The sequence below is a fragment of the Streptomyces sp. NBC_01450 genome, assembly GCF_036227505.1.
Lineage (GTDB): Bacteria > Actinomycetota > Actinomycetes > Streptomycetales > Streptomycetaceae > Streptomyces.
Window position 1 is genome coordinate 5539219 of the sequence record NZ_CP109480.1, and the last position, 22115, is coordinate 5561333.

Annotated in this window: 18 protein-coding genes and 1 tRNA gene; 9 read left to right on the plus strand and 10 right to left on the minus strand. The window is 68.7% G+C overall.

Annotated features, from left to right (window positions below; all coding sequences use genetic code 11):
- Nucleotides 1-37: 37 nt before the first annotated feature.
- The 5 genes from OG568_RS24625 to OG568_RS24645 all read right to left on the minus strand — a co-directional run bounded on the left by OG568_RS24625 (nt 38) and on the right by OG568_RS24645 (nt 5379).
- Complete coding sequence (locus OG568_RS24625; protein ID WP_266432085.1) at nt 38-484, minus strand: heat shock protein transcriptional repressor HspR; 447 nt, start codon at nt 482-484, stop codon at nt 38-40.
- A 4-nt stretch (nt 485-488) separates the two neighbouring features.
- Nucleotides 489-1673 (minus strand): molecular chaperone DnaJ, encoded by a 1185-nt coding sequence (gene dnaJ / locus OG568_RS24630; RefSeq protein WP_329533123.1) that lies wholly within the window; start codon nt 1671-1673, stop codon nt 489-491.
- 33 nt (nt 1674-1706) lie between these two features.
- Complete coding sequence (gene grpE / locus OG568_RS24635) at nt 1707-2369, minus strand: nucleotide exchange factor GrpE (RefSeq protein ID WP_266432087.1); 663 nt, start codon at nt 2367-2369, stop codon at nt 1707-1709.
- The gene (dnaK, locus tag OG568_RS24640; RefSeq protein WP_266432088.1) at nt 2366-4216 is read right to left on the minus strand and encodes a molecular chaperone DnaK; all 1851 of its coding nucleotides are present in this window, start codon (nt 4214-4216) and stop codon (nt 2366-2368) included. Before dnaK ends, grpE begins: the two co-directional genes overlap by 4 nt.
- Before the next feature lie 95 nt (nt 4217-4311).
- On the minus strand, nt 4312-5379 hold the full coding sequence (locus OG568_RS24645) for an MraY family glycosyltransferase (protein WP_329533124.1): 1068 nt from the start codon (nt 5377-5379) through the stop codon (nt 4312-4314).
- Nucleotides 5380-5659: 280 nt separating this feature from the next.
- Here OG568_RS24645 and OG568_RS24650 point away from each other — a divergent pair, with 280 nt between their 5' ends.
- Entirely contained in the window at nt 5660-7942 is a 2283-nt protein-coding gene (locus OG568_RS24650) for a (Fe-S)-binding protein (RefSeq protein ID WP_329533125.1), read from the plus strand.
- A 1091-nt stretch (nt 7943-9033) separates the two neighbouring features.
- Here OG568_RS24650 and OG568_RS24655 read toward each other — a convergent pair.
- On the minus strand, nt 9034-10653 hold the full coding sequence (locus tag OG568_RS24655; RefSeq protein WP_329536440.1) for a subtype B tannase: 1620 nt from the start codon (nt 10651-10653) through the stop codon (nt 9034-9036).
- A gap of 458 nt (nt 10654-11111) precedes the next feature.
- Here OG568_RS24655 and OG568_RS61480 point away from each other — a divergent pair, with 458 nt between their 5' ends.
- The 7 genes from OG568_RS61480 (at nt 11112) to OG568_RS24685 (ending at nt 18436) form a co-directional block, all read left to right on the plus strand.
- Complete coding sequence (locus OG568_RS61480) at nt 11112-11336, plus strand: hypothetical protein (protein WP_443077754.1); 225 nt, start codon at nt 11112-11114, stop codon at nt 11334-11336.
- The gene (locus OG568_RS24660; RefSeq protein WP_443077755.1) at nt 11337-12329 is read left to right on the plus strand and encodes an FG-GAP repeat domain-containing protein; all 993 of its coding nucleotides are present in this window, start codon (nt 11337-11339) and stop codon (nt 12327-12329) included.
- 236 nt (nt 12330-12565) lie between these two features.
- Complete coding sequence (locus OG568_RS24665) at nt 12566-14068, plus strand: FG-GAP and VCBS repeat-containing protein (protein ID WP_329533126.1); 1503 nt, start codon at nt 12566-12568, stop codon at nt 14066-14068.
- Between the two features lie 189 nt (nt 14069-14257).
- Nucleotides 14258-15166 (plus strand): Yip1 family protein, encoded by a 909-nt coding sequence (locus OG568_RS24670; protein WP_329533127.1) that lies wholly within the window; start codon nt 14258-14260, stop codon nt 15164-15166.
- A 65-nt stretch (nt 15167-15231) separates the two neighbouring features.
- Complete coding sequence (locus tag OG568_RS24675) at nt 15232-16497, plus strand: IS701 family transposase (RefSeq protein ID WP_329533128.1); 1266 nt, start codon at nt 15232-15234, stop codon at nt 16495-16497.
- Between the two features lie 1165 nt (nt 16498-17662).
- Nucleotides 17663-17878 carry a hypothetical protein gene (locus OG568_RS24680; protein WP_329533129.1) on the plus strand — a complete coding sequence of 72 codons (216 nt, stop codon included), beginning with the start codon at nt 17663-17665 and terminating at the stop codon, nt 17876-17878.
- A 72-nt stretch (nt 17879-17950) separates the two neighbouring features.
- Nucleotides 17951-18436, plus strand: a complete 486-nt coding sequence (locus OG568_RS24685; protein WP_329533130.1) for a hypothetical protein — start codon at nt 17951-17953, stop codon at nt 18434-18436.
- Nucleotides 18437-18653: 217 nt separating this feature from the next.
- On the opposite strand, the gene OG568_RS24690 is transcribed toward OG568_RS24685, so the two are convergent.
- Both OG568_RS24690 and dcd read right to left on the minus strand, forming a co-directional pair.
- On the minus strand, nt 18654-19169 hold the full coding sequence (locus OG568_RS24690; RefSeq protein ID WP_329533131.1) for a phosphoribosyltransferase: 516 nt from the start codon (nt 19167-19169) through the stop codon (nt 18654-18656).
- A gap of 47 nt (nt 19170-19216) precedes the next feature.
- On the minus strand, nt 19217-19792 hold the full coding sequence (gene dcd, locus OG568_RS24695; protein ID WP_266432096.1) for a dCTP deaminase: 576 nt from the start codon (nt 19790-19792) through the stop codon (nt 19217-19219).
- Between the two features lie 514 nt (nt 19793-20306).
- On the opposite strand from dcd, the gene OG568_RS24700 reads away from it, so the two are divergent.
- Nucleotides 20307-20380, plus strand: a tRNA-Gly gene (locus OG568_RS24700).
- A 390-nt stretch (nt 20381-20770) separates the two neighbouring features.
- Here OG568_RS24700 and OG568_RS24705 read toward each other — a convergent pair.
- Both OG568_RS24705 and OG568_RS24710 read right to left on the minus strand, forming a co-directional pair.
- The gene (locus tag OG568_RS24705) at nt 20771-21211 is read right to left on the minus strand and encodes a DUF5615 family PIN-like protein (protein WP_329533132.1); all 441 of its coding nucleotides are present in this window, start codon (nt 21209-21211) and stop codon (nt 20771-20773) included.
- Complete coding sequence (locus OG568_RS24710; protein ID WP_329533133.1) at nt 21211-21852, minus strand: DUF433 domain-containing protein; 642 nt, start codon at nt 21850-21852, stop codon at nt 21211-21213. Before OG568_RS24710 ends, OG568_RS24705 begins: the two co-directional genes overlap by 1 nt.
- Nucleotides 21853-22115: the final 263 nt, after the last annotated feature.

Here is a 22115-nt window from a genome sequence, read left to right on the forward strand (position 1 = left end):
GGTCGACGACCTCCCCACCCCCTTCGGTACGCGGGAGCTAGTCCGACTGCCTCTTCGGCCGCCAGACCACCAGCGCGCTCGTCTGCTGGACCTCCTGGTACGGGACCAGGTCGCGGCGGTACGAGGCGTGCACCGCTGCCTCGCGCTGCTGCATCGCGACAGCGGCGCCGTCCAGGGCCGACTCCAGTTCCGCGACGCGGGACTGGAGGGCGGCGACCTGGTTCTCCAGCTCGATGATGCGCTTGATGCCGGCCAGGTTGATGCCCTCGTCCTGCGACAACTGCTGGACGGTGCGCAGCAGTTCGATGTCGCGGGCCGAGTAGCGCCGGCCGCGCCCGGCCGTGCGGTCGGGGGAGACCAGGCCGAGGCGGTCGTACTGGCGCAGGGTCTGCGGGTGCAGGCCGGAGAGCTGGGCCGCCACCGAGATGACGTAGACCGGGGTCTCCTCGGTCAGTTCATAGGGGTTCCGACGACGGCCGTCCATCTGCTCATGCTCCCTTCGCGGCCTGGAACAGCTCCGCCCGCGGGTCCTCGCCCGCGGTTGCCTCGCGATACGCCTCCAGGGCGTCGCGAGCCTTGCCCGACACGTCCGTGGGGACCGCGACCTCCACGGTGACGAGGAGGTCGCCGCGCGTACCGTCCTTGCGGACGGCACCCTTGCCGCGGGCCCGCATCGTACGGCCGTTGGGCGTGCCCGGGGGCAGTTTCAGGGTGACCGGGGGACCGCCCAGGGTCGGTACCCGCACCTCGCCGCCGAGTGCCGCCTCCGTGAAGGTGACGGGCACGGTGACGGTGAGGTTGTCGCCCTTGCGGCCGAAGACCGGGTGGGCGTCCACGTGGACCGTGACATACAGGTCACCCGCCGGTCCGCCCCGTTCGCCGGGTGCGCCCTTGCCCCGGAGACGGATGCGCTGGCTGTCGCTCACCCCCGCCGGGATGCGGACCTGCATCGTGCGCGAGGACTTGGCGCGGCCGCTGCCGTGGCATATCTCGCAGGGGTTCTCCGCGATCAGGCCGCGGCCCTTGCAGTCCGGGCAGGGGTCCGTGAGCGAGAAGCCGCCGCCGGAGCCGCGCGCGACCTGGCCGGTGCCGACGCACGTCGGGCACACACGCGGTGTGCCGTTCGCGTCGCCGGTGCCCGAACAGGCCTTGCAGGGCGCCTGGGACGTCATCCGCAGCGGGACCGTCGCGCCGTCCACCGCCTCGGTGAAGCTGAGCGTCACCTCGGTGTCGATGTCCTGGCCGCGCCGGGGCTGGGTCCGCGTACCGGTGCCCGCGCCGCCGCGGTTGAACAGGCCCCCGAAGACGTCTCCGATGCCGCCGCCGAAGCCGCCGGCACCGCCCGCTCCACCCTGGGCGCCGCCTCCGAAGAGGTCGCCCAGGTCGAAGTTGAAGTTGCCGCCGCCAGCGCCGGGACCCGGACGGAAGCCGCCGTTGCCGAAGAGGGCGCGTGCCTCGTCGTACTCCTTGCGCTTCTTGGGGTCACCGAGCACGTCGTTCGCCTCGGAGATCTCCTTGAAGCGCTCCTCGGCCTTGACGTTGCCCTTGTTGGCGTCCGGGTGGAACTCGCGGGCGAGCTTCCGGTACGCCTTCTTGATCTCTGCCTCGGTGGCGTCCTTGGGGACGCCGAGGACCTTGTAGAAGTCCTTCTCGATGAAGTCCTTGGTGCTCATCCTCGACGTCCCTCCTTCCTCATCGTGTCAACGTCAGCCCTCGTCCGGGCCACCGCTCTCCTTGTCGTCGGCCGCCTCGGCCTCGTCGGCCTTGACGGTCTGCGCCCCCGGCTGCGGTTCGGCGACCGCCACCCGCGCGGGGCGGATGGTGCGCTCGCCGATGCGATACCCCGGCTGCAGAATCGCCACGCACGTCGTCTCCGTGACGTCCGGCGCGTACGAGTGCATCAGGGCCTCGTGGATCATCGGGTCGAAGGGCTCGCCCTCCTTGCCGAACTGCTGCAGGCCCATCTTCGCCGCGACGGTCTCGAGCGACTCGGCCACCGACTTGAAGCCGCCGACCAGTTCGCCGTGATCCCGCGCGCGGGCGATGTTGTCGAGCACGGGCAGGAGTTCGGTCAGGAGGTTCGCGATGGCGATCTCCTTGACCGCGATCCGGTCGCGCTCGACCCGGCGGCGGTAGTTCTGGTACTCGGCCTGGAGCCGCTGGAGGTCCATCGTGCGCTCACCGAGCGCCGTACGGACCTGGTCCAGCTGTGCGGTCAGGCCGGCCAGCTGTGCTGCTGCTGATGCGTCCCCGGCCGGGGCCGCCGCCTCCTCCGTGGAGGGGGTGGCGGCCTGGGGCTCGGCGTCGTCAGGGGTGGCGCCGGAGGGGACGTCAGGCTTCTCCTCGAAGCCCGGGGTCTCCTCCGTCACGCGGCACCGTCCTTGCGGTCCTCGTCGACGATCTCGGCGTCGACGACGTCGTCATCGGCCTTGGCCTGCTCGGCACCGGGCGCACCCTCGGCGCCACCGGCCGCCTGCGCGGCCTGGGCGTCGGCGTACATGGCCTGGCCGAGCTTCTGCGAGACCGCGGCGACCTTCTCCGTGGCGGTGCGGATCTCGGCGGTGTCCTCGCCCTTGAGCTTCTCCTTCAGCTCGGCGATGGAGGCCTCGACCTCGGTCTTGACGTCACCCGGGACCTTGTCCTCGTTGTCCGCGAGGAACTTCTCGGTCTGGTAGACGAGCTGCTCGCCCTGGTTGCGGGTCTCGGCGGCCTCGCGGCGCTTGTGGTCCTCGTCCGCGTACTGCTCGGCCTCCTGGCGCATCCGGTCGACCTCGTCCTTCGGCAGCGAGGAGCCGCCGGTGACGGTCATCTTCTGCTCCTTGCCCGTGCCCAGGTCCTTCGCGGTCACGTGCATGATGCCGTTGGCGTCGATATCGAAGGCGACCTCGATCTGCGGGACACCGCGCGGGGCCGGCGGCAGACCGGTCAGCTCGAACATCCCGAGCTTCTTGTTGTACGCCGCGATCTCGCGCTCGCCCTGGTAGACCTGGATCTGGACGGACGGCTGGTTGTCCTCGGCGGTGGTGAAGATCTCGGACCGCTTGGTCGGGATCGTCGTGTTCCGCTCGATGAGCTTCGTCATGATGCCGCCCTTGGTCTCGATACCGAGGGACAGCGGGGTGACGTCGAGGAGCAGGACGTCCTTGACCTCGCCCTTGAGGACACCGGCCTGCAGGGCGGCGCCGATGGCGACGACCTCGTCCGGGTTGACGCCCTTGTTGGCGTCCTGGCCGCCGGTCAGCTCCTTGACGAGCTCGGCGACGGCGGGCATGCGGGTGGAGCCACCGACGAGAACGACGTGGTCGATCTCGGAGAGGTTGATGCCCGCGTCCTTGATGACGTTGTGGAACGGCGTCTTGCAGCGCTCCAGAAGGTCGGCGGTGAGCTGCTGGAACTGGGCGCGCGTGAGCTTCTCGTCCAGGTGCAGCGGGCCCTCGGCGGACGCCGTGATGTAGGGCAGGTTGATCGAGGTCTCGGTGGACGAGGACAGCTCGATCTTCGCCTTCTCGGCGGCTTCGCGCAGACGCTGGAGCGCCATCTTGTCCTTGGCGAGGTCCACGCCGTGACCGGAGCGGAACTGCTGCACCAGGTAGTCGACGACGCGCTGGTCCCAGTCGTCACCACCGAGGTGGTTGTCACCGTTGGTGGCCTTCACCTCGACGACGCCGTCACCGATCTCCAGGAGGGACACGTCGAAGGTGCCGCCACCGAGGTCGAAGACGAGGATCGTCTGGTCGTCCTTGTCCAGGCCGTACGCGAGGGCGGCGGCCGTGGGCTCGTTCACGATGCGCAGGACGTTCAGGCCCGCGATCTCGCCGGCCTCCTTCGTCGCCTGGCGCTCGGAGTCGTTGAAGTACGCCGGGACGGTGATGACCGCGTCCGTGACCTTCTCACCCAGGTAGGCCTCGGCGTCGCGCTTCAGCTTCTGCAGGATGAAGGCGCTCATCTGCTGCGGGTTGAAGTTCTTCCCGTCGAGCTCGATCTTCCAGTCCGTGCCCATGTGACGCTTGACGGACCGGATCGTCCGGTCCACGTTCGTGACCGCCTGGCGCTTGGCGACCTCGCCGACGAGCACCTCGCCGTTCTTGGCGAAGGCGACGACGGACGGCGTGGTCCTGGCGCCCTCTGCGTTGGTGATGACGGTGGGCTCGCCGCCTTCAAGAACGCTGACGACGGAGTTAGTCGTGCCCAGGTCGATGCCGACCGCACGTGCCATTTCAATTCCTCCAGCAATGACTTGAGTGGAACGGACTCAAGTGTGCACGACACGCACCGCTGGGTCAACAGACATGAGTCGAAGGGGCTCAAGTCTTATCTCTTGCTTACACGCAGGTGTGCTCGCACACGTGGTCCGACCTGCTGTTTCGCGGTCAACCGACTCCCGTACGCGGCGACATTCCGTCCCCCGTAGGTGGGGATCCGAAGCAGCGCCAGTACGGCGACACCGGCGCCGCCCGCCAACCACAACGCCGCCGTCGCGCTCACCCATCCCATGTCGATCAGCATCCCGACGAGTGCATCCGCGAAGCCGGTGATCCCCACGACGACCGCGGCACCCTGGGGCGTGACACCCAGGCGGCGCAACCGGTGGACGAGATGGTCGGGGGCGCCGCGCAGCAGCGGACGCCCGGCCCGCCGCCGCGACACCAGCACCAGTACGGCGTCGACGGTCGCCACCGCCGTCAGCGCGAACCCGGCACCCGCGCTCGACCCGGCCTCCCGCCCGGTGTGCACCAGCACCGCCGCCGAGGCCAGTACGAACCCGGTGAAGAGCGCGCCGCAGCGCCCCGGGACGATCCGGGCCGGCGGCCAGTTGTGCATCAGGAACCCGGTCAGCGCGGCGGCCAGCACGCTCAGCAGCGCCGCGAGCCCGTCCATGACCTCGGCGGCCGCACATCCGCTCAGCGCGAAGGCGGTCACCACCGCGACCGTCCCCATCACTCCGTCGGCGTGGTCGAGGGAGGTGAAGGCGTGGGTGACGAGGACGATCCAGCCGACGGCCACCACCCCGACCACGGGACCGAGTTCGCCGTACGGCACGGTCAGCGCGGCGGCGCCGGTCACGACGGCCGCCTGCAGCGCGAGCCGCAGGCGAGCCGACCGGGACCACAGGTCGACGGCCAGTCCGAAGGCGCCGACACCGATCCCGGCGACCAGCAGCCGCCCGCTCGCGGGCCCCAGCGGCGCCACGTCCGTCCAGTCCCCGACCCCGGCGACGAACGCCGTCACCGCCACCACCGCGACCCCGCCGAGCAGCGGCACCGCGCGCGCCCGCCGCCGCTCGACCACGCCGAAGCGCAGGGCGAGGAGCCGCAGCAGGGCGGCGAGCACGGCGGCGAGGAGCAGGGCAGAGGTGGCGGCGGCGATTCCGTACAGCACGCCGCCAATTTAGTGTTAAATGTTGCAAATACGCCGCATATAACACGATCGGGTTTACGTGTCGGTCGGTGACCTGGGCGACCGGCGGTCGGTGACTTCCGCGACCGGCGGTCCGTGAGTTCGGCGACTCAGGTGGACCTCAGCGACGCAGATCACCGCACCGCTGGCTACAGTGCGGCGGAAGATATGGGTAGTCTCAGACGGACTGCATAAGTTACCGCTTAGTAATCGGCTGAAGGTCGGCCTTCAGCTCCCCCTCGCAGGCCCGAGGAGCCCCCGAATGCAACTCGCCGCGATCATTGTGTCGCTGGTTCTGATCGTGGTCGGCGTGGCCCTGTTCACCCGCGCCCTCCTGCAGATCTACAACTTCATGCGGCTCGGCCAGGACGTGCCCGCGGGCACCCGCACCGACGAGCCCGTCCAGCGCACCGTCACCGTGGTCAGGGAGTTCCTCGGCCACACCCGGATGAACCGCTGGGGCATCGTCGGTGTCGCGCACTGGTTCGTGGCGGTGGGCTTCTTCTCGCTGCTGCTGACGATCGTCAACGCCGTCGGCCAGCTGTTCGAGGCCGACTGGATCCTGCCGGTCATCGGCGACTGGGCGCCGTACAACGTCTTCGTCGAGTTCATCGGGACGATGACCGTGCTCGGCATCCTGACGCTGATCGTGATCCGCCAGCTGAGCAGACCGGACAGGCCGGGCCGCAAGTCCCGCTTCGCCGGCTCCAACTTCGGCCAGGCGTACTTCGTCGAGGCCGTCATCCTCATCGTCGGCGTCTGCATCTTCATGCTGCACGCGCTGGAGGGCGCCCAGCACCACGTGGACGGCTACGAGTCCTCGTTCTTCATCTCGTACCCAGTGGTGTCGTGGCTGGAGGGCCTGGACGTCTCCACGCTCCAGAACCTCACCTACTTCTTCGCGGGCCTGAAGATCGCGACCTCCTTCATCTGGATGATCACGGTCGCCCTGAAGACCGACATGGGTGTCGCCTGGCACCGCTTCCTCGCCTTCCCGAACATCTGGTTCAAGCGGAACGCGAAGGGCGAGACCGCCCTCGGCGCGCTGCTGCCGATGACGAGCGGCGGCAAGGCCATCGACTTCACCGACCCCGGCGAGGACGACGTCTTCGGTGTCTCCCAGGTCGAGCAGTTCTCCTGGAAGGGCCTGCTGGACTTCTCCACCTGCACCGAGTGCGGCCGCTGCCAGTCGCAGTGCCCCGCCTGGAACACGGGCAAGCCGCTCTCCCCCAAGCTCCTCATCATGTCCCTCCGGGACCACGCCCACGCCAAGGCGCCCTACCTGCTCGCGGGCGGCGGCAAGAACATGGAGGGCGAGGAGAAGGCGTCGGCGGAGCAGCTGGCCGACGTGCCCGCCGCCGCGCTCGCCGAGGCCGAGCGCCCCCTCATCGGCACGTTCGAGGAGAACGGCGTCATCGACCCCGACGTGCTGTGGTCCTGCACCACGTGCGGCGCGTGCGTCGAGCAGTGCCCGGTCGACATCGAGCACATCGACCACATCGTCGACATGCGCCGCTACCAGGTGATGATCGAGAGCGCGTTCCCGTCCGAGGCGGGCACCATGCTCAAGAACCTGGAGAAGAAGGGCAACCCCTGGGGCCTGGCCAAGAAGCAGCGCCTCGAGTGGACGAAGGAAGTCGACTTCGAGATCCCGGTCGTCGGACGCGACATCGAGGACCTGTCCGAGGTCGAGTACCTGTACTGGGTCGGCTGCGCCGGCGCCCTCGAGGACCGCGCCAAGAAGACCACGAAGGCCTTCGCGGAGCTCCTCCACATGGCGGGCGTCAAGTTCGCCATCATGGGCGGCGACGAGAAGTGCACCGGTGACTCCGCCCGCCGCCTCGGCAACGAGCCCCTCTTCCAGGAGCTCGGCATGGAGAACGTCGCCGCGCTGAACATGGCATTCGGTGAGTCCCTCAACGAGGAAGGCGAGGTGGACGAGTCGACGAAGAAGCCGAAGTCGGCGAAGAAGATCGTCGCCACCTGCCCGCACTGCCTCAACACGATCGGCAACGAGTACCCGCAGCTCGGCGGCGACTACGAGGTCATCCACCACACCCAGCTGCTCCAGCACCTCATCGACGAGGGCAAGCTGCTCCCGGTGACCCCGGTGGACGGCCTCATCACCTACCACGACCCCTGCTACCTGGGCCGCCACAACAAGATCTACACGCCCCCGCGCGAGATCATGTCGGCCGTCCCGGGCCTGCGCCAGCAGGAAATGCACCGGCACAAGGAGCGCGGTTTCTGCTGCGGTGCCGGTGGTGCGCGGATGTGGATGGAGGAGCGGATCGGCAAGCGCATCAACAACGAGCGCGTCGACGAAGCTCTTTCCCTCAACCCGGACATCGTGTCCACGGCCTGCCCGTTCTGCCTCGTGATGTTGACCGACTCGGTCAACGGCAAGAAGAACGACGGCCAGGCCAAGGAGTCCGTCCAGGTCGTGGACGTGGCCCAGCTTCTCCTCGACTCCGTCAGGACGCCGGTTGATCCGGCGGGGACGGCGGAGACGGAGAGCGAGCCGGAGCCCGAGCCGGTCAAGTAACCGGCCGATTCCCCCGGACGCCGGTGGAGGCGAGACTCTCGCCCCCACCGGCGTCCGTGTTTCTCACCCCCGCCGCCCCTACCCGCCCCAGACCCCGAGGGCCGTGTCTTCGACTGCGGGGGCCGCTCGCGCAGTTCCCCGCGCCCCTCAAACGTCCGATGCCTGACGTCCGCCCCATGACGGCGAAGACCGCCGCCCCCCTCGCAGCACGTTGTCCGGCTGCCGGCCGGTGGGGGCCGGTCGCGCAGTTCCCCGCGCCCCTAAAGCATCCGACGCCCAAGGCTTGAAGCCGGGGGGCCGATCCCCGGCCTACCCCGCCCGCCCCGGTGCCGGGGTGCAGGGGGTCGAGGGCGCAGCCCTACGAGGGGTCCGGGTACAGAGCCCCGCGAGGGGCCTGGGGCGCAGCCCCGCGAGGGGTGTAGGGACGCAACCCTGCGGGGGGGCGGGGGTGCAGCTCTGCAGGGGGCCGGGGGTGCAGCCCCTGGTGGGGTGCAGGGGCGGAGCCCCGCGAGGGGTCCGAGGGCACAGCCCCACGGGGAGTCCGGGGGGCACAGCCCCTGGAGGGGGGTCCGGGGCGCAGCCCCGCAGGGAGTCCGAAGGCACAGCCTCATGGGGAGTCCGGGGGGCACAGCCCCTGGTGCGGTTGAAGGGGCCGAGCCCCTGGTGGAGGGGCAGGGGCTCCGCCCCGCGAGGGGCCCAAGGACACAGCCCCGCAGGGAGTCAGGGGGGCGCAGCCCCCGGAGAAGGGCAGGGCCGGAGCCCCTCGAAGGGTCCGGGGGCGCAGCCCCACGGGGGGTGCAGCCCCACGGGGGGTGCAGCCCCACGGGGGGTGCAGGGGCGCAGCCCCTCACGGGGGGCCCGGGGGCGGAGCCCCGCAGGGGGCCCGGGGGCGGAGCCCCGCAGGGGGCCCGGGGGCGGAGCCCCCGGTGGGGTTGAAGGGGCGGAGCCCCTGGGGGTGGGACGGGTAGGGGCGGCGGGGGCGCGAAACGCCGTGGGCAGCGCGACGCCGAGCCCGTTCCTGCGCGGGCCCGGCCGTCCCGGGGTGACTGATGACGAGAAGCCGCCCCAGGACACCGCGCCCGGGGGCGCGGCTACTTCGCGGAGCGGCGCCGCGCCGAGTCGCCCGTCACCTTCGCGACCCACTTGAGGAAGTCGCCCGGGTCGACGTTCGAACCGTGACCCTCGTCCCAGTAGTAGAGGTGGTTGACGTCGTCGCCCAGGTTGTCCAGCGCGGCAGCCAGGTTGGCGGAGACCGTCAGCGAGGTGTCGGAGTCCTTGGTGCCGAGGCGGATCCACCAGTGCCTCGACCGGCCGGGGTTCTCCTCCCCGATGTGGTGCATCGGGTTCATCAGGTCGAGCTTCTCTGCGATGTCGCTCGCGACCCGCTTCATGGCGAGGCCGGTGGTGTCGTTCTTCGCCCCATACGCCGTGAAGTGCCGCGCCTCGGTGGTACCGGCGCCGAACTCGTTGTTCTCGCCCGCGGACAGGTCGAAGGCGTCGAAGGCCGGGGTCGTCTTCTTCCGGGCGCCGACGTGGGTCAGGAAGTCGGCCCAGGTGAAGGTCGCCTTGCCGCCGGACCACGTGATGAACGTGTTAGCGGCCAGATAGGTCGCACGGTCGGCGTCCGACAGCGCCGCCAGGTACTTCGTGGCGGACGGCTGGAGGTAGGTCTCCACCATGTAGTCGTCGTAGTTGCGGGCCGTGAGGGGACCGAAGCCGTTCAGGCCCCGCAGTTTCAGCGAGGCCTGGTACTCCGCGAACTGGGCCCGCAGCGCCTTCGACACCGTCTGATCGACGACCTTGCCGGTGCTCGCGGTGACGTTGGTGCCCCAGTTGAACTCGTACGCGCCGTCGGCGTGCTCGAGGTCGGTGATGGGGCACCACGCGCCGGCCGCGAAGATCGCGTCGGACGCGTCGGCGGCGCCGAGCTCCTTGAGGTACTTGTCGTAGAGCGGGCTGTCGCCGGACGCGCCGAGCAGGGAGGACAGGGCGCCGCCCGCACTCGTACCGGTGGAGACGATCCGGTCGGTGTTGCCCGGGATGACGCCCTTGTTGGCGCGGAGGTAGCGGACCGCGGCCTTCAGGTCGACGATGGCGGCCGGGGCGGTGCCGTAGTACGTGCCGGCGGAGTCGGTGAGGGTCCGGCCGCGCGCGCCCGGCTCCACGACGACGTAACCCGCCGCCAGGCCCAGCTTCCCGAGGTTGACCATCCCGCCCTGGGCGTTGACCATCGCGTTGCCGCCGGACTGCACCTCGCCCGTGCCGCCGCTGCTGGAGGCCGAGGGGCTGGGGGAGGCACTGCCGCCCGTGCCGCCCGTAGGCATGCCGCCCGTCATCTCGGCGCCTCCCACGCCGGTGGCGTCCGCCACGGACGACGGCATGTAGCCGCCCACCGAGTTGGCGAGGACGATCGGAGCGTCGGTCGCGTCCACGGCCTTGCCGTCGATCTTGACGGGGACGCTGACGTTCAGGCTCTGGTACTTCTCGTCCACCGGACTGGCGACGTAGGTGATGGCCTTCCAGAAGTGGTAGACCACCGTGTGGTCGGTGCCGTCGGCGTCCGTGATGGTCGTCGTCAGCTCGGTGTAGGCGTCCTTGTCCAAGACCAGGGAACCCGACGCACCCGAGGACTTCGAGCCCGTGCCCGACGCGTTCGCGCTCAAGGCGAAGCCACCGGCTGCGGCGACTCCGACGGTCGCGCCGATACCCATGACGACGGTCCTGCGCTTCACTGCCCTGTGCTTCACGGAAAGCCTTCTCCCTGTTCGCGGCGGCCGTGAGGCGGCCGAAACGGCTGGTCAGGGGCGTGCGGATCATTCTTCGCTCCGGGCGCCACCCCCGTTTGTCCGGTCCTTGCGAACGTAAATCGAGCCGCCAAATATTGTCAACAATTCTGTAAAACTCATCGCTGACACACAGCCCTTTCCGAGGCGGCACCACCTCTCCGACACCACTCCGACACCGGCTGCGACACCGGCTGCGATACCGCTCCCGCCGAATCCGGAGCATCATGGCGAGGTTGTTGTCCGTGGGGCGGATGAGGTGAACGGTGGGCGGGCGGAAAGCCGGTAGAAAAGCCGGCATACGGGCCGGGGCAGCGATCAGCTGCGCACTGCTGCTCGGGGGATGCGCCGGCACCGGGAACACCGGTTCCGCACGCCACGAACCCGTGACCGTCGCCAAGGGCCCCGCTCAACTCCCCGTCCCCCGCGGCAAGGGCAGCAGGTCCGCCGACGACTTCAACGGCGACGGCCTTCGCGACCTGGTCCTCAACGACCTGGTCAAGAGCCCCGACGACGCCCACGGCGACGACGCGGGCATCGGGATCGTCTACGGAACCGGAGCCGGAACGGGAGCCGGAGCCACACGTGGACTCGCTCCCGGCGCACGGTAATTGCTGAACCCGGCGCACCAAGCAGCCCGTACGAAGGGCCGGTCACCCGCCGTCTTCGACGCGGAGGCGAGCTGCGACCTGGACAAGGACCGCTTCACCGATCTCGTCGTGTCGACGGACCCGCCGTACGACGGGCAGGGCCGGCCCCCCGTCCCCCTCCAGATCCTCTTCGGCTCCCCGGCCGGCCTCACCGGCAGGGCGGTCGAGCTGGTCATCCCGGCGGCGGCCCGCGCCGGCAACGACTGGCCCGACCAGCCCGTGTGCGGCGACTTCGACGGCGACGGCGCCGAGGACCTGGTCGTGCACACCTCGGACGGCCGACTCAGCTATCTGCGCGGCCCGTTCACCAGGAAGGGCGCCCCCCGCGCGGCGGGCAGCCCCCTCCCCTCACCCGGCACCGTGCCCACCGGCCCCGCCCTCGACGTGAACCGCGACGGCTACGACGACCTTCTCGTCCGTACGGCGGAAGGCCCCGCCACCTCCGCGCTCGTCCTCGGCGGCCCGGCCGGACCCACCCGCACCGGCACCACCCTGCCGACCGGCATCGACGTCGCCTTCGGCCGCTTCGGCAAGGGCCGCGCCCTCGACGCGGCGGTCGGCGCGATGGACGGAACGTATCTGCGCTACGACCTCCCCACCGCCGTACCCGGCAGCATCAGCACCCCCGGTTCGGTGCTGGACGCCGGGGACTTCGACGGGGACGGCGTGAGCGAACTCGTCTCCAGCGGAGCGGAGTTGCGGATCCTGCGGGGTCGTACGACCGGACTGTCCACGACGGGGATGGTGACCGTGCCGCCACCGGCCCGGGGCACCACCCGGGTCCTGACCGTCGCCGACTTCACGGGGGACGGGCGGGCGGACCTGGTCGTGCGGACGTACGACGGGGAGACGAAGGACACGGTCGCGGTGTACGCGGGCAGCAAGGAGGCGTTGGTGACGGCGAAGCCGACGGTCACGTTCTCCACGTCCGAGTTCCTGCGCATGAACCCCTGAACCACGAGTCACTTCACCACCAGGCACCTCACCACCAGTCACCACCAGCAGCACTCGCCTCAGGCATCACAGAAAATAATCAAACTCACGTACAACCCTCAGCCCCCTTTCAAGGTCTTCTGTTCGCGCCGACCAGCCCCCGAACCCCGGGACAACTCCCGGTGAACGACGGCGGTCCGCACCCCATTGACTGGGAATGCCCGCGAGGCATCCCCGCATGCCCAGGAGACCCCCGCATGCACAAGCAGTACCCGCAGCACCGCACACACACCTTCAGACTCGCCCTCGCGACGGCCACCGCGGTCGCGCTGACGGGCGGTCTGCTCACCTTCTCGGCCGCGACGGCGACGGCCGCGGACTCCACGAAGGTCCCGCAGGCCGACTTCAACGGCGACGGAATCGGCGACGTCGCCTTCTCCGCCTCCGACGCCTACGTGAGCGGCCAGAAGGCCGCCGGCCAGCTCGTCGTCCTCTACGGCACCCACAGCGGCGTGTCCGGCGCCAAGCGCTCCACGCTCAGCCAGAACACCGCCGGCGTCCCCGGCACCGCCGAGGCCGGGGACATCTTCGGCTCCGACACGGCGTACGCGGACTTCAACGGCGACGGTTACGACGACCTCGCCGTGTCCTCCGCGCACGAGAAGTTCGGCAACGACACCGACGCCGGTGCCCTCGCCGTCCTCTGGGGCTCCCCGAGCGGCCTCACCGGCAAGGGCGTGGCCATCGCCGACCCGGCCGGCTCCTCGCACGACTACTGGGGCAAGACCATCGCCGCGGGCGACTTCGACGGCGACGGCAAGGCCGACCTGGCCGTCGGCAACTCCTCCAGCACGATCTACGTCTATCGGGGCGGTATCACCTCCACCGGCGCGGCCGGCCTCGCCCGCACCACGATCAAGCCCCCGATCCAGTCCGGCGGCACCGCCCTCGGCCCGCTGAACCTCACCGCCGGTGACATCAACGGCGACGGCCGTACCGACCTGGTGGTCGACGGCTTCGAGACCAAGACCGACAACGGCTGGAACACGAACTACTACGTGCCCGGCACCGCGAACGGCCTGAACGTCTCCGCCGCCAAGACCCTCAAGCCCGGCATCATCACGGCCATCGGCGACATCAACAAGGACGGCTTCGGCGACATCGTCAGCGGCGCGTCCTGGGACAACAAGACCGGTGACGGCACGACCATCCCGGACTCCGCGCTCGGCGGGAAGGTGAACATCACCTACGGCTCCGCCTCCGGCCCGGCCTCCACCACCGGAATCACCCAGAACACCGGCAGCGTGCCCGGCAGTTCGGAGAAGGCCGACAACTTCGGCTACGAGCTGGACCTCGGCGACATCAACGGCGACGGCTACCAGGACCTGGTCGTCAGCGCCGCGGACGAGGACCTGAACGGTGTCGTGGACACCGGCATGGTCACCGTCCTGTACGGCTCCGCGAACGGTGTCAACACCTCCTCCGGCGCCCAGGCCTTCGCCCAGAGCACCCCGGGCGTCCCCGGCAGCGACGAGAAGTCCGACCTCTTCGGCCTGGACACGAAGCTCGACGACGTCAACGGCGACGGCAAGGCCGACCTCCTCGTGGGCTCCTACGAGAACGGTGGCGACGGCAGCGTCACCTACCTGCCCTCCAACGGCTCCAAGATCACCACGACCGGCTCCCGCGCCATCTGGCCGGCCGACGCGGGCGTCTCGACGACGGGCACTCCGGCGTTCGGCGCCAACTTCGCGGACTGATCCCACCTGCTCTCGAGCCGGGCCCGCACCCACGGGCCCGGCTTCCGCACTCTTCCCCTTCCGGAGCCCGAAAGCCCGTAAGGGAGACGCGTACTCCTCCCCTTAGGGGATGTCACAGCTCGGCCCCAAACCCCCTCGGATGGCCCGCACCCAGCACGTCACCGTGCGGGACCAGGTACGTTCGATTACGTGGCTGGATTCAGGATCGGACGCGGCCGGGACGACCGGGCCCCGCAAGCGCGACCGCAACAACACCGACCGTCGTACGGACAGCAGGCTCCGCAGGGAGGCCAGCAGCCGTACGGCTACCCGCCCGCGCCCTCGCAGCAGCAGCCGTACGGGGGGCAGCAGTACGGCGGCGGCCAGCAGGGCTGGCCCCAGGCGAACGGCGGCGGCCACGGCGAGCCGGAGTACTTCGGCGACGGTCACCCGCAGCAGGGCCCCGACCCGTACGCGGCGAACAGCCCCGGTCACACCCAGTCCTTCTCGGTCGGCGAGGACCCCTACACCCAGGGCGGCACCTACCACGCCGGCCAGGTGGCGACCCCGCCGATCGGCCCCCGACTGCACTGGAAGGACCTGCTGAGGGGCATCGTCGCGGCCCCCAACCAGACCTTCATGCAGATGCGCGACTACACGATGTGGGCCCCGGCCCTGATCGTGACGTTCCTCTACGGCCTGCTGGCCGTCTTCGGCTTCGACGGCGCCCGCCAGGACGCCATAAGCGCCACCCTCTCCAACGCCGTCCCGATCGTCCTCACGACGGCCGTGGCGATCGTCATCAGCACGTTCATCCTGGGCGTGGTCACCCACACCCTGGCCCGCCAGCTCGGCGGCGACGGCGCCTGGCAGCCCACGGTCGGCCTCTCCATGCTGATCATGTCCATCACGGACGCCCCGCGTCTGGTCGTCGCCATGTTCTTCGGCGGCGACGCGTCCTTCGTACAGCTCCTCGGCTGGGTGACCTGGGTCGCGGCGGGCGCCCTGCTGACCCTCATGGTCAGCAAGTCCCACGACCTCCCGTGGCCGAAGGCACTGGCCGCGTCGGCCATCCAGCTGATCGCGATCCTGTCGATCATCAAGCTGGGCACGTTCTAGTAGGGCTTGGTCAGGTCGTTTGTGTTGATGCGTGTCCTGTCGGCCTGGTGTGGCGTTGAGAGTGTGTGACTCCGGACGAGATTGCTGTGGTGCGTGGTGAGTTGGAGGCGTTCGCGGCGGAGGTGTTCGAGCCGTTTGCGCGTAAGGACCAGCGCCGGTGGGGGCAGGTGTATCTGCGGGGGCTGCTGACCGACGGACAGCGTAAGTCGGTCGAGCCGATGGCCGCCCGGCTCGGGGAGGACGGCAATCGTCAGGCACTGGCCAACTTCATCACCACCAGCCCCTGGGACCCGGCGCACATCCGGGCCCAGCTCGCCTGGCGGATGGAGGAGGCGATCGGGCCGGACGCCCTCATCTTCGACGACACGGGGTTCCTCAAGGACGGGACTGCCTCGGCGTGTGTGTCGCGGCAGTACACCGGTACCGCGGGCAAGGTCACCAACTGCCAGGTCGGCGTCTCACTCCACCTCGCGTCCGACCATGCCTCGGCGGCGGTCAACTGGCGGCTGTTTTTGCCCCGGACCTGGGATCCCGCCTCACCGAAGGCCGATGCGGACAAGGTCGCCCGCCGCACCGCCTGCGGCATCCCGGACGATGTCGGGCATGTGGAGAAGTGGCAGCTGGCCCTGGACATGCTCGATGAGACCCGCTCCTGGGGGATCGAGGTGCCGCTGGCCGTCGCGGACGCCGGATACGGCGACGCCGCCGCGTTCCGGCACGGACTGCAGGATCGCGGCCTGAACTACGTGGTGGGGATCTCCACCACGCTGTCGGCCCAGCCCGCCGGCGCGGTGCCGGTGGCCGAACCGTATTCCGGGACCGGACGCCCGCCGGTGGCGAAGTATCCCGACAAGCCACGGCCGGTGAAGGAGCTGGTCATCGCGGCGGGCCGGAAAGCAGCTCGGCCGGTGCAGTGGCGGGAGGGCTCCCGGCCCGGCACCGGCCGCTTTGGCCGCAAGCGGATGTACTCCCGTTTCGTGGCCTTGCGCATCCGGCCTGCCGGACGCGAGGTCCGCCAGGCCACCGACGGCCCGGAGCTGCCGGAGTGCTGGCTGCTGGCCGAATGGCCCGCCGGTGAGAGCGAGCCGGTGCAGTTCTGGCTGTCCGACCTGCCCTCCGGCATGCCTCTGACCACACTGGTCCGGCTCGCCAAACTCCGCTGGCGCATCGAGCACGACTACCGGGAGATGAAACAGGCCCTGGGACTTGCCCACTTCGAGGGCCGGACCTGGAACGGCTGGCACCACCACGTCACCCTCGTCTCTGTCGCACATGCCTTCTGCACTCTGCAACGACTGGCCCGGGCCCCAAAAGACCCAGCGCCGGCCTGAGCCTCTACCAGGTCGTCCGCGAGCTGCAGACACTCCTCGCCCTCTGGACCGGCGCCTGCCCCACCTGCCACCGCAACATACCCACACCGATACGAACCTGACCAAGCCCTACTAGTGCCGCGACAGGCAACGTTCGCCCCGTCGCGACGCCCGGCACGCCCTCTCGCCGCACCGGCCGAAAGCCCAAGTACGTCCAGTACGAGGACTTCCGGCCGGCACGCCGAGAGCACGCACCGGACGCCGCTCCTTGACGGGCAAACGTTGCCTGCCGCGGCACTAGCAAGGACGCGCGGTACGCCGCGTAACGTCGAGTACGTACGAGAGGGCCCCCGGCACTGAACCACTGCCGGGGGCCTTCTCCATCCCGTGCCTGAGCCAGGTACCCAGCCTTCCCACGCCTCACGGGCCAGCGGGACGGGCCCGACCACGGGTACACGGTCCCAGGCATGTGGGAGGGTTAGGGGCTCTTGCCCTTCGGGCATCCGACGCGCTGGCCAATCAGCTCTTCCAGCCGCCGCTACGGGATCACACCCCACCGGCCCGCACTGCGGGCCGGCGCGGGCACGGGACTCGGGGCTCCGCTCCTGCCTTCGGCCCGCGCAACCCCGGCCCCGGGCCACCTGAAGATGCCCCGAGGTGATTCCCGCTTCACGCTTTGGCCCGCCGGGGACGATGCGTCGGACCGAGCTTGCTTCTCCACCCCACCCACGCACCAGGGCCAGCCTCGAGGTACAGCCGTTGACGGCCCACCGATGGACTGCAGAAGTCAGCCGCAGTACCGAGGTGAGGACACCACGACCGAGAACCCACCGGAGCGCGCAGAAGGCCGGGGATGGGGTAGGTGGGCACGGGAGGTCAACGACATGCCTCCGGCGTGGGCGCTCAGGCTCCAGGATGGAGGGGGCGTCGTTCGCGAGTGCCGGCCCGTAGGGGCGTGCGCGGGGTGCTCCCATCCCGTCCGCCATCAACCCAGGCAGAGCCGAGCAGCCGCGGCCCAGGGCGTCAAGGTCGTTCGTACAGTGGCGCCCTGAACCACGCCCGCTCCACGGTGTGTGGGTCGACGGCAGACGGGATGGGAGCTGGGGTGAGTGGTGGGTACAGGAAGAGGAGGCCCGTGCCACACTCAGGAGGCCCGGTTCGCGGGCGTACCTGACTCGGAGTGCGTATGGATCCGCGTTTTAGGAGACTTGGCAACGGCCTGATGACCTGCATCGCCGTGACTTGGTTCGGCTACCAGGCTCTATACGGCGACGGGATGCTACGGATCGCTTCCATCTTCTTTTTGGTGGTGGGCGTGGTGACGACTGCAGGCGCGGTCCTCGATTACGTCCGCCCTCGACCGAAGCGGCGCCGGTCGCTGGAGAAGCGGGACGCTGGTTGAACTGCCCATCCCCCCTGAGCCACTTGGAGCATCGCGCTAGCATCCCGCATGCCCATTCCGTGGAGATCCAGCGTGGACGTATTCGCGCGCATTTTGAGACAGCGTGCAGTCGAGCCCGAGTCTGTACGCGACGTCGACGCCACCTGGGATGCCTTCGGCGAGTTCCTCCAGGTCGAGGTCGAAGGGATCGAGCGTCTTGAGAACGATGGTGACGGCTTCATCGTCGAATGGGGCAGGTGGGGCTGGAACGACGACCAGCCTTCGATGTCCTTTGGGCGACTGCTTGCGGTCAACGGTGCCGACGACCGTGATGCCCCCGACCGGCAGCCGGAGTACTGGAAAGTCGAGCTGCAGCTCGTCTTCGGCGAGGACCCGGCATGGGCAGCGCTCGACAGCCTCGGGCATCAGGACACCGGGTTCGACTACGACGAGATCGGCATGCCCAGGACTGTCGCGCTGGGAGAGATGCGCCGGTTCATCGAGTCTTACGCCCAGCTGGCGGCCATGTGGCGAGCCGAGCCCATTCGCAGCAACCTGACCCTGGAGCAAGCGGGCTAGCTACCGAGCCCGGTACAGCACGGAAGTACAGAAACCGCAGCAACCGTCACCGGCCAACAGACACCGCGCAGGGCCGCGCAGGAACCGCAATGACTGCCTCTGACCGATCCACTTTGAGCTACGGATCAGAAGGTCACCAGCATCCCGAACAACCGAGAGCCCCTCGATGATCTTCGAGGGGCTCTTGCGCATCTGCAATCTACGAAGAAACCGCAGTTCAGAGCGCTTCTCTAGACGGTGTGATCGGCTCGCCCGACTTACGTACTACGGGCAAAACACTCCAGGGGAAGTTGATCCAGTCGTCGGTCCGCTTCCACACGTACTCGCACTTCACCAGCGAGTGGGACTTCTCATAGATCACGGCGCTGCGGACCTCGGCGACGGTGTCGACGCAGAAGTCGTGCACGAGCTTGAGCGTCTTGCCGGTGTCGGCGACGTCGTCGGTGATCAGGACCTTCTTGTCGGAGAAGTCGATGGCGTTGGGAACGGGAGCGAGCATGACGGGCATGTCGAGCGTCGTACCCACACCGGTATAGAACTCCACATTGACCAGGTGGATGTTCTTGCAGTCGAGGGCGTACGCCAGTCCACCCGCGACGAACACACCCCCGCGGGCGATGCTGAGCACGATGTCGGGCCGGTAGCCGTCGTCGGCGATGGTCTGGGCGAGCTCACGGACCGCGGCCCCGAACCGCTCGTAGGTGAGGTTCTCCCGGGCGTCGGACAAGCTCATATCCTCACTCCCCTACTCTCCCCGCTCCTCGCTCTCCCCACTTCCGCTCACACCTGGGTCCGATGGAAGTTGAGGAAGGACCGGGAGGCGGTCGGCCCGCGCTGGCCCTGGTAGCGGGAGCCGTACCGGTCGCTGCCGTACGGGAACTCGGCCGGCGAGCTCAACCGGAACAGGCACAGCTGCCCGATCTTCATGCCCGGCCAGAGCTTGATCGGAAGCGTCGCGAGATTGGACAGCTCCAGGGTCACGTGCCCGGAGAAGCCGGGGTCGATGAACCCGGCGGTGGAGTGCGTGACGAGCCCCAGCCGCCCCAGCGAACTCTTGCCCTCCAGCCGCGAGGCGAGGTCCACGGGAAGCGAGATCACCTCGTACGTGCTCGCGAGCACGAACTCCCCGGGATGCAGGATGAACGGCTCGTCCCCCTCGGGCTCGACGAGCCGAGTCAGATCGGCCTGCTCGACGGAGGGGTCGATATGGGGGTAACGGTGATTCTCGAACACCCGGAAGTAGCGGTCGAGCCGCACGTCGACGCTCGAGGGCTGCACCATGGATTCGTCGTACGGGTCGATACGCACCCGGCCGGCGTCGATCTCGGCCCGGATGTCCTTGTCTGAGAGAAGCACGCCCCGAGGATACGCGGGGACTGTCAGCATTTCGCACAGTCCCCGCGCCCCAGGTCCTACCGCTGGTCCTACCGCTGAGTCCTACCGCTGAGTCCTACCGCTTCTCGAGCATGACCGGAACGACGCTCCGGAGCCGCGCACACCGCGGACACCGGATCAATCGACCGGGGCCGAGCCGCTCGGCCTGCTGCATCGGGAACGAAGCGGTGCTGAACACGTGCCCCTCGGCACAACGGACGACGGTGCGCTCCATCAAGTCCTCAGAGTCCCTTCCCCAAGAGCCGCGTCTAACTGACGACGAAAGCCACATTACGGGATGAAAGGGACGGCCCTCCAGGCGGCACTCCAGTCCCGCCCAGACCCTCTTCCACGCCTCCACCGTACGCCCCAACTCCGGTCCCCCGCACCCACGTCCACCCCCCGAAACGCGCACCGGTCCCATGGCGTCAGCGTCAGGGACCGGGCATGAGGTAGAGTGAGCGAGCATTCGACACCGGGTAAACCGGCGTCTTACGCGGGTGTAGTTTAGTGGTAGAACATCAGCTTCCCAAGCTGAGAGTGCGAGTTCGATTCTCGTCACCCGCTCCAAAATGAAACCCCAGGTCAGCGACCTGGGGTTTACTTGTTGTCTAGACCAATTTGATGGTCGCGTGCCCTCCACGTGCCCTAACTCCACTCCCAAGGGCCGCCCGGGAGCCCCGAAGCGCCACTTCAGCCGCAGCGATACCGAATCGTCTCGAATGGCGAGACGCATTTCATGTGACCTGCGCCACTCGCCCACGAGGTAAGGGTGAAGTCGCTTTAGCAAATAGCGAGTTCGCGTGGTCCAGCCGACTGGGCTGCGAGTGGGCTTCGCAGGGCTTCACTCTCCGAGAATCCAGCCCTGGCCGGACGGGTGCTGCATCACTCGCTCACCGGGGGTTCCAACTGCGCTGCGCCACATGCCTGCTGTCGTGGACGAGTTCCGCGCCGGTTCGACTACCGCGGCCAGTAGCGAGGCGGTTCCTTGGCAGGATCAACAAGATCGAACCGCTGCTTACTGCCGGGGTTCAGACCTTTGATGTGAACGAGCTGCTGGCCTTCCGCCTCATCGAGTTCACGGACGATCAGAGGCATGGCTGCGATCACGGCGCCCATGGCCAGCCCCAGGCCAGCCATGCCTTTGTGACCGTGACTGAACCGGATGTGGTGCATGCCGGACTTCTTGATGGCCGTGGTTTCCGACGGGTCTTCCAGCTGACGCCCGTCCTTGGTGAGGAAGGCTCCGAAGCCTCTCTTGGCGGCGTCGGGAAGGAGGGCAAGATCCTTCTTCCCTGTCCACTTGATCTCGCTGACGTGGAACACCTCATGCCCGGGGAGGAGCCGCCTGAGCATCTCAAGCATCTGGACCGGGACGTTCTCGTCGATGAGGATTCGCATCAGGCAGCGCGCGGTCCCGGGCTGTAGCTGTCCACGTAGAGAGCGAAGGACACCGCGTCACGGGCGGCCTCCGCTGTCACGCCGGGATAGTAGTCGGCGATCTCCTCAGGGGCGACGCCGTCCTCCACCAGCTCCGCGACTGCGTCGAACGGGACGCGAGTGCCAGTGATGACCGGCTGCCCTCCCTGCGTCCCCGGGTCCACACTGACGTACTGCTTCGGCCTCAGAAGATGCGGAACCACGACGCCGGCTCGGGGCGCGAACTCCTGGAGGATGTCGTCCATGGTCGCAATGACCCGCTGCCCGGGATGCTTGACGAGGTCCGTTGCGTGATCGTCGCTTCCGTCGCCCACAAGGACGATGGAGTCCCCCTCAGCAACCAGGGAGTACTTGGACAGGTGCTCGAACTCACCGAATCGCTTCAGCGTGGCCAGAGACTTGCGGATCTTCTGCAGCGATACGTCTTGCCTGAGAATCGCGAACGCGCGTAGCGCCAGGACGTCCCGGAAGGAGTACAGAGCAGGCTTGGCCGCAAGCTCAGGGCAGAGAATCGGTCCATTGCCTCGGTCCTGCCGCCATGAGCGCAGTTGCCCCATGGTGGCCCCGGAAAGAGCCGCAGCCATACGAGTCGAGTACGCCATGGTCCACTCCCTCCAGGTCTCGCGAGATCTTCTACCCCAAGCATCCCAGTTGTGCGCTTCAGGACGCTACAGGAAGTACGGAGAGGCAGGACCGAACGCGGGACGGGACTGCTGCGACACTCCTAGGGTCGCGGGCCCTCAAGAGAACGCTCACGCGAGTGCTTCGGACGTAGTCGACGTGGCCACGAATAGGGCGAGCCAGTCGTGCGGCGTCGGCAGCACCGATTAGTGCACCCGACTGCCGCCCCGCTCACAGTCGACCG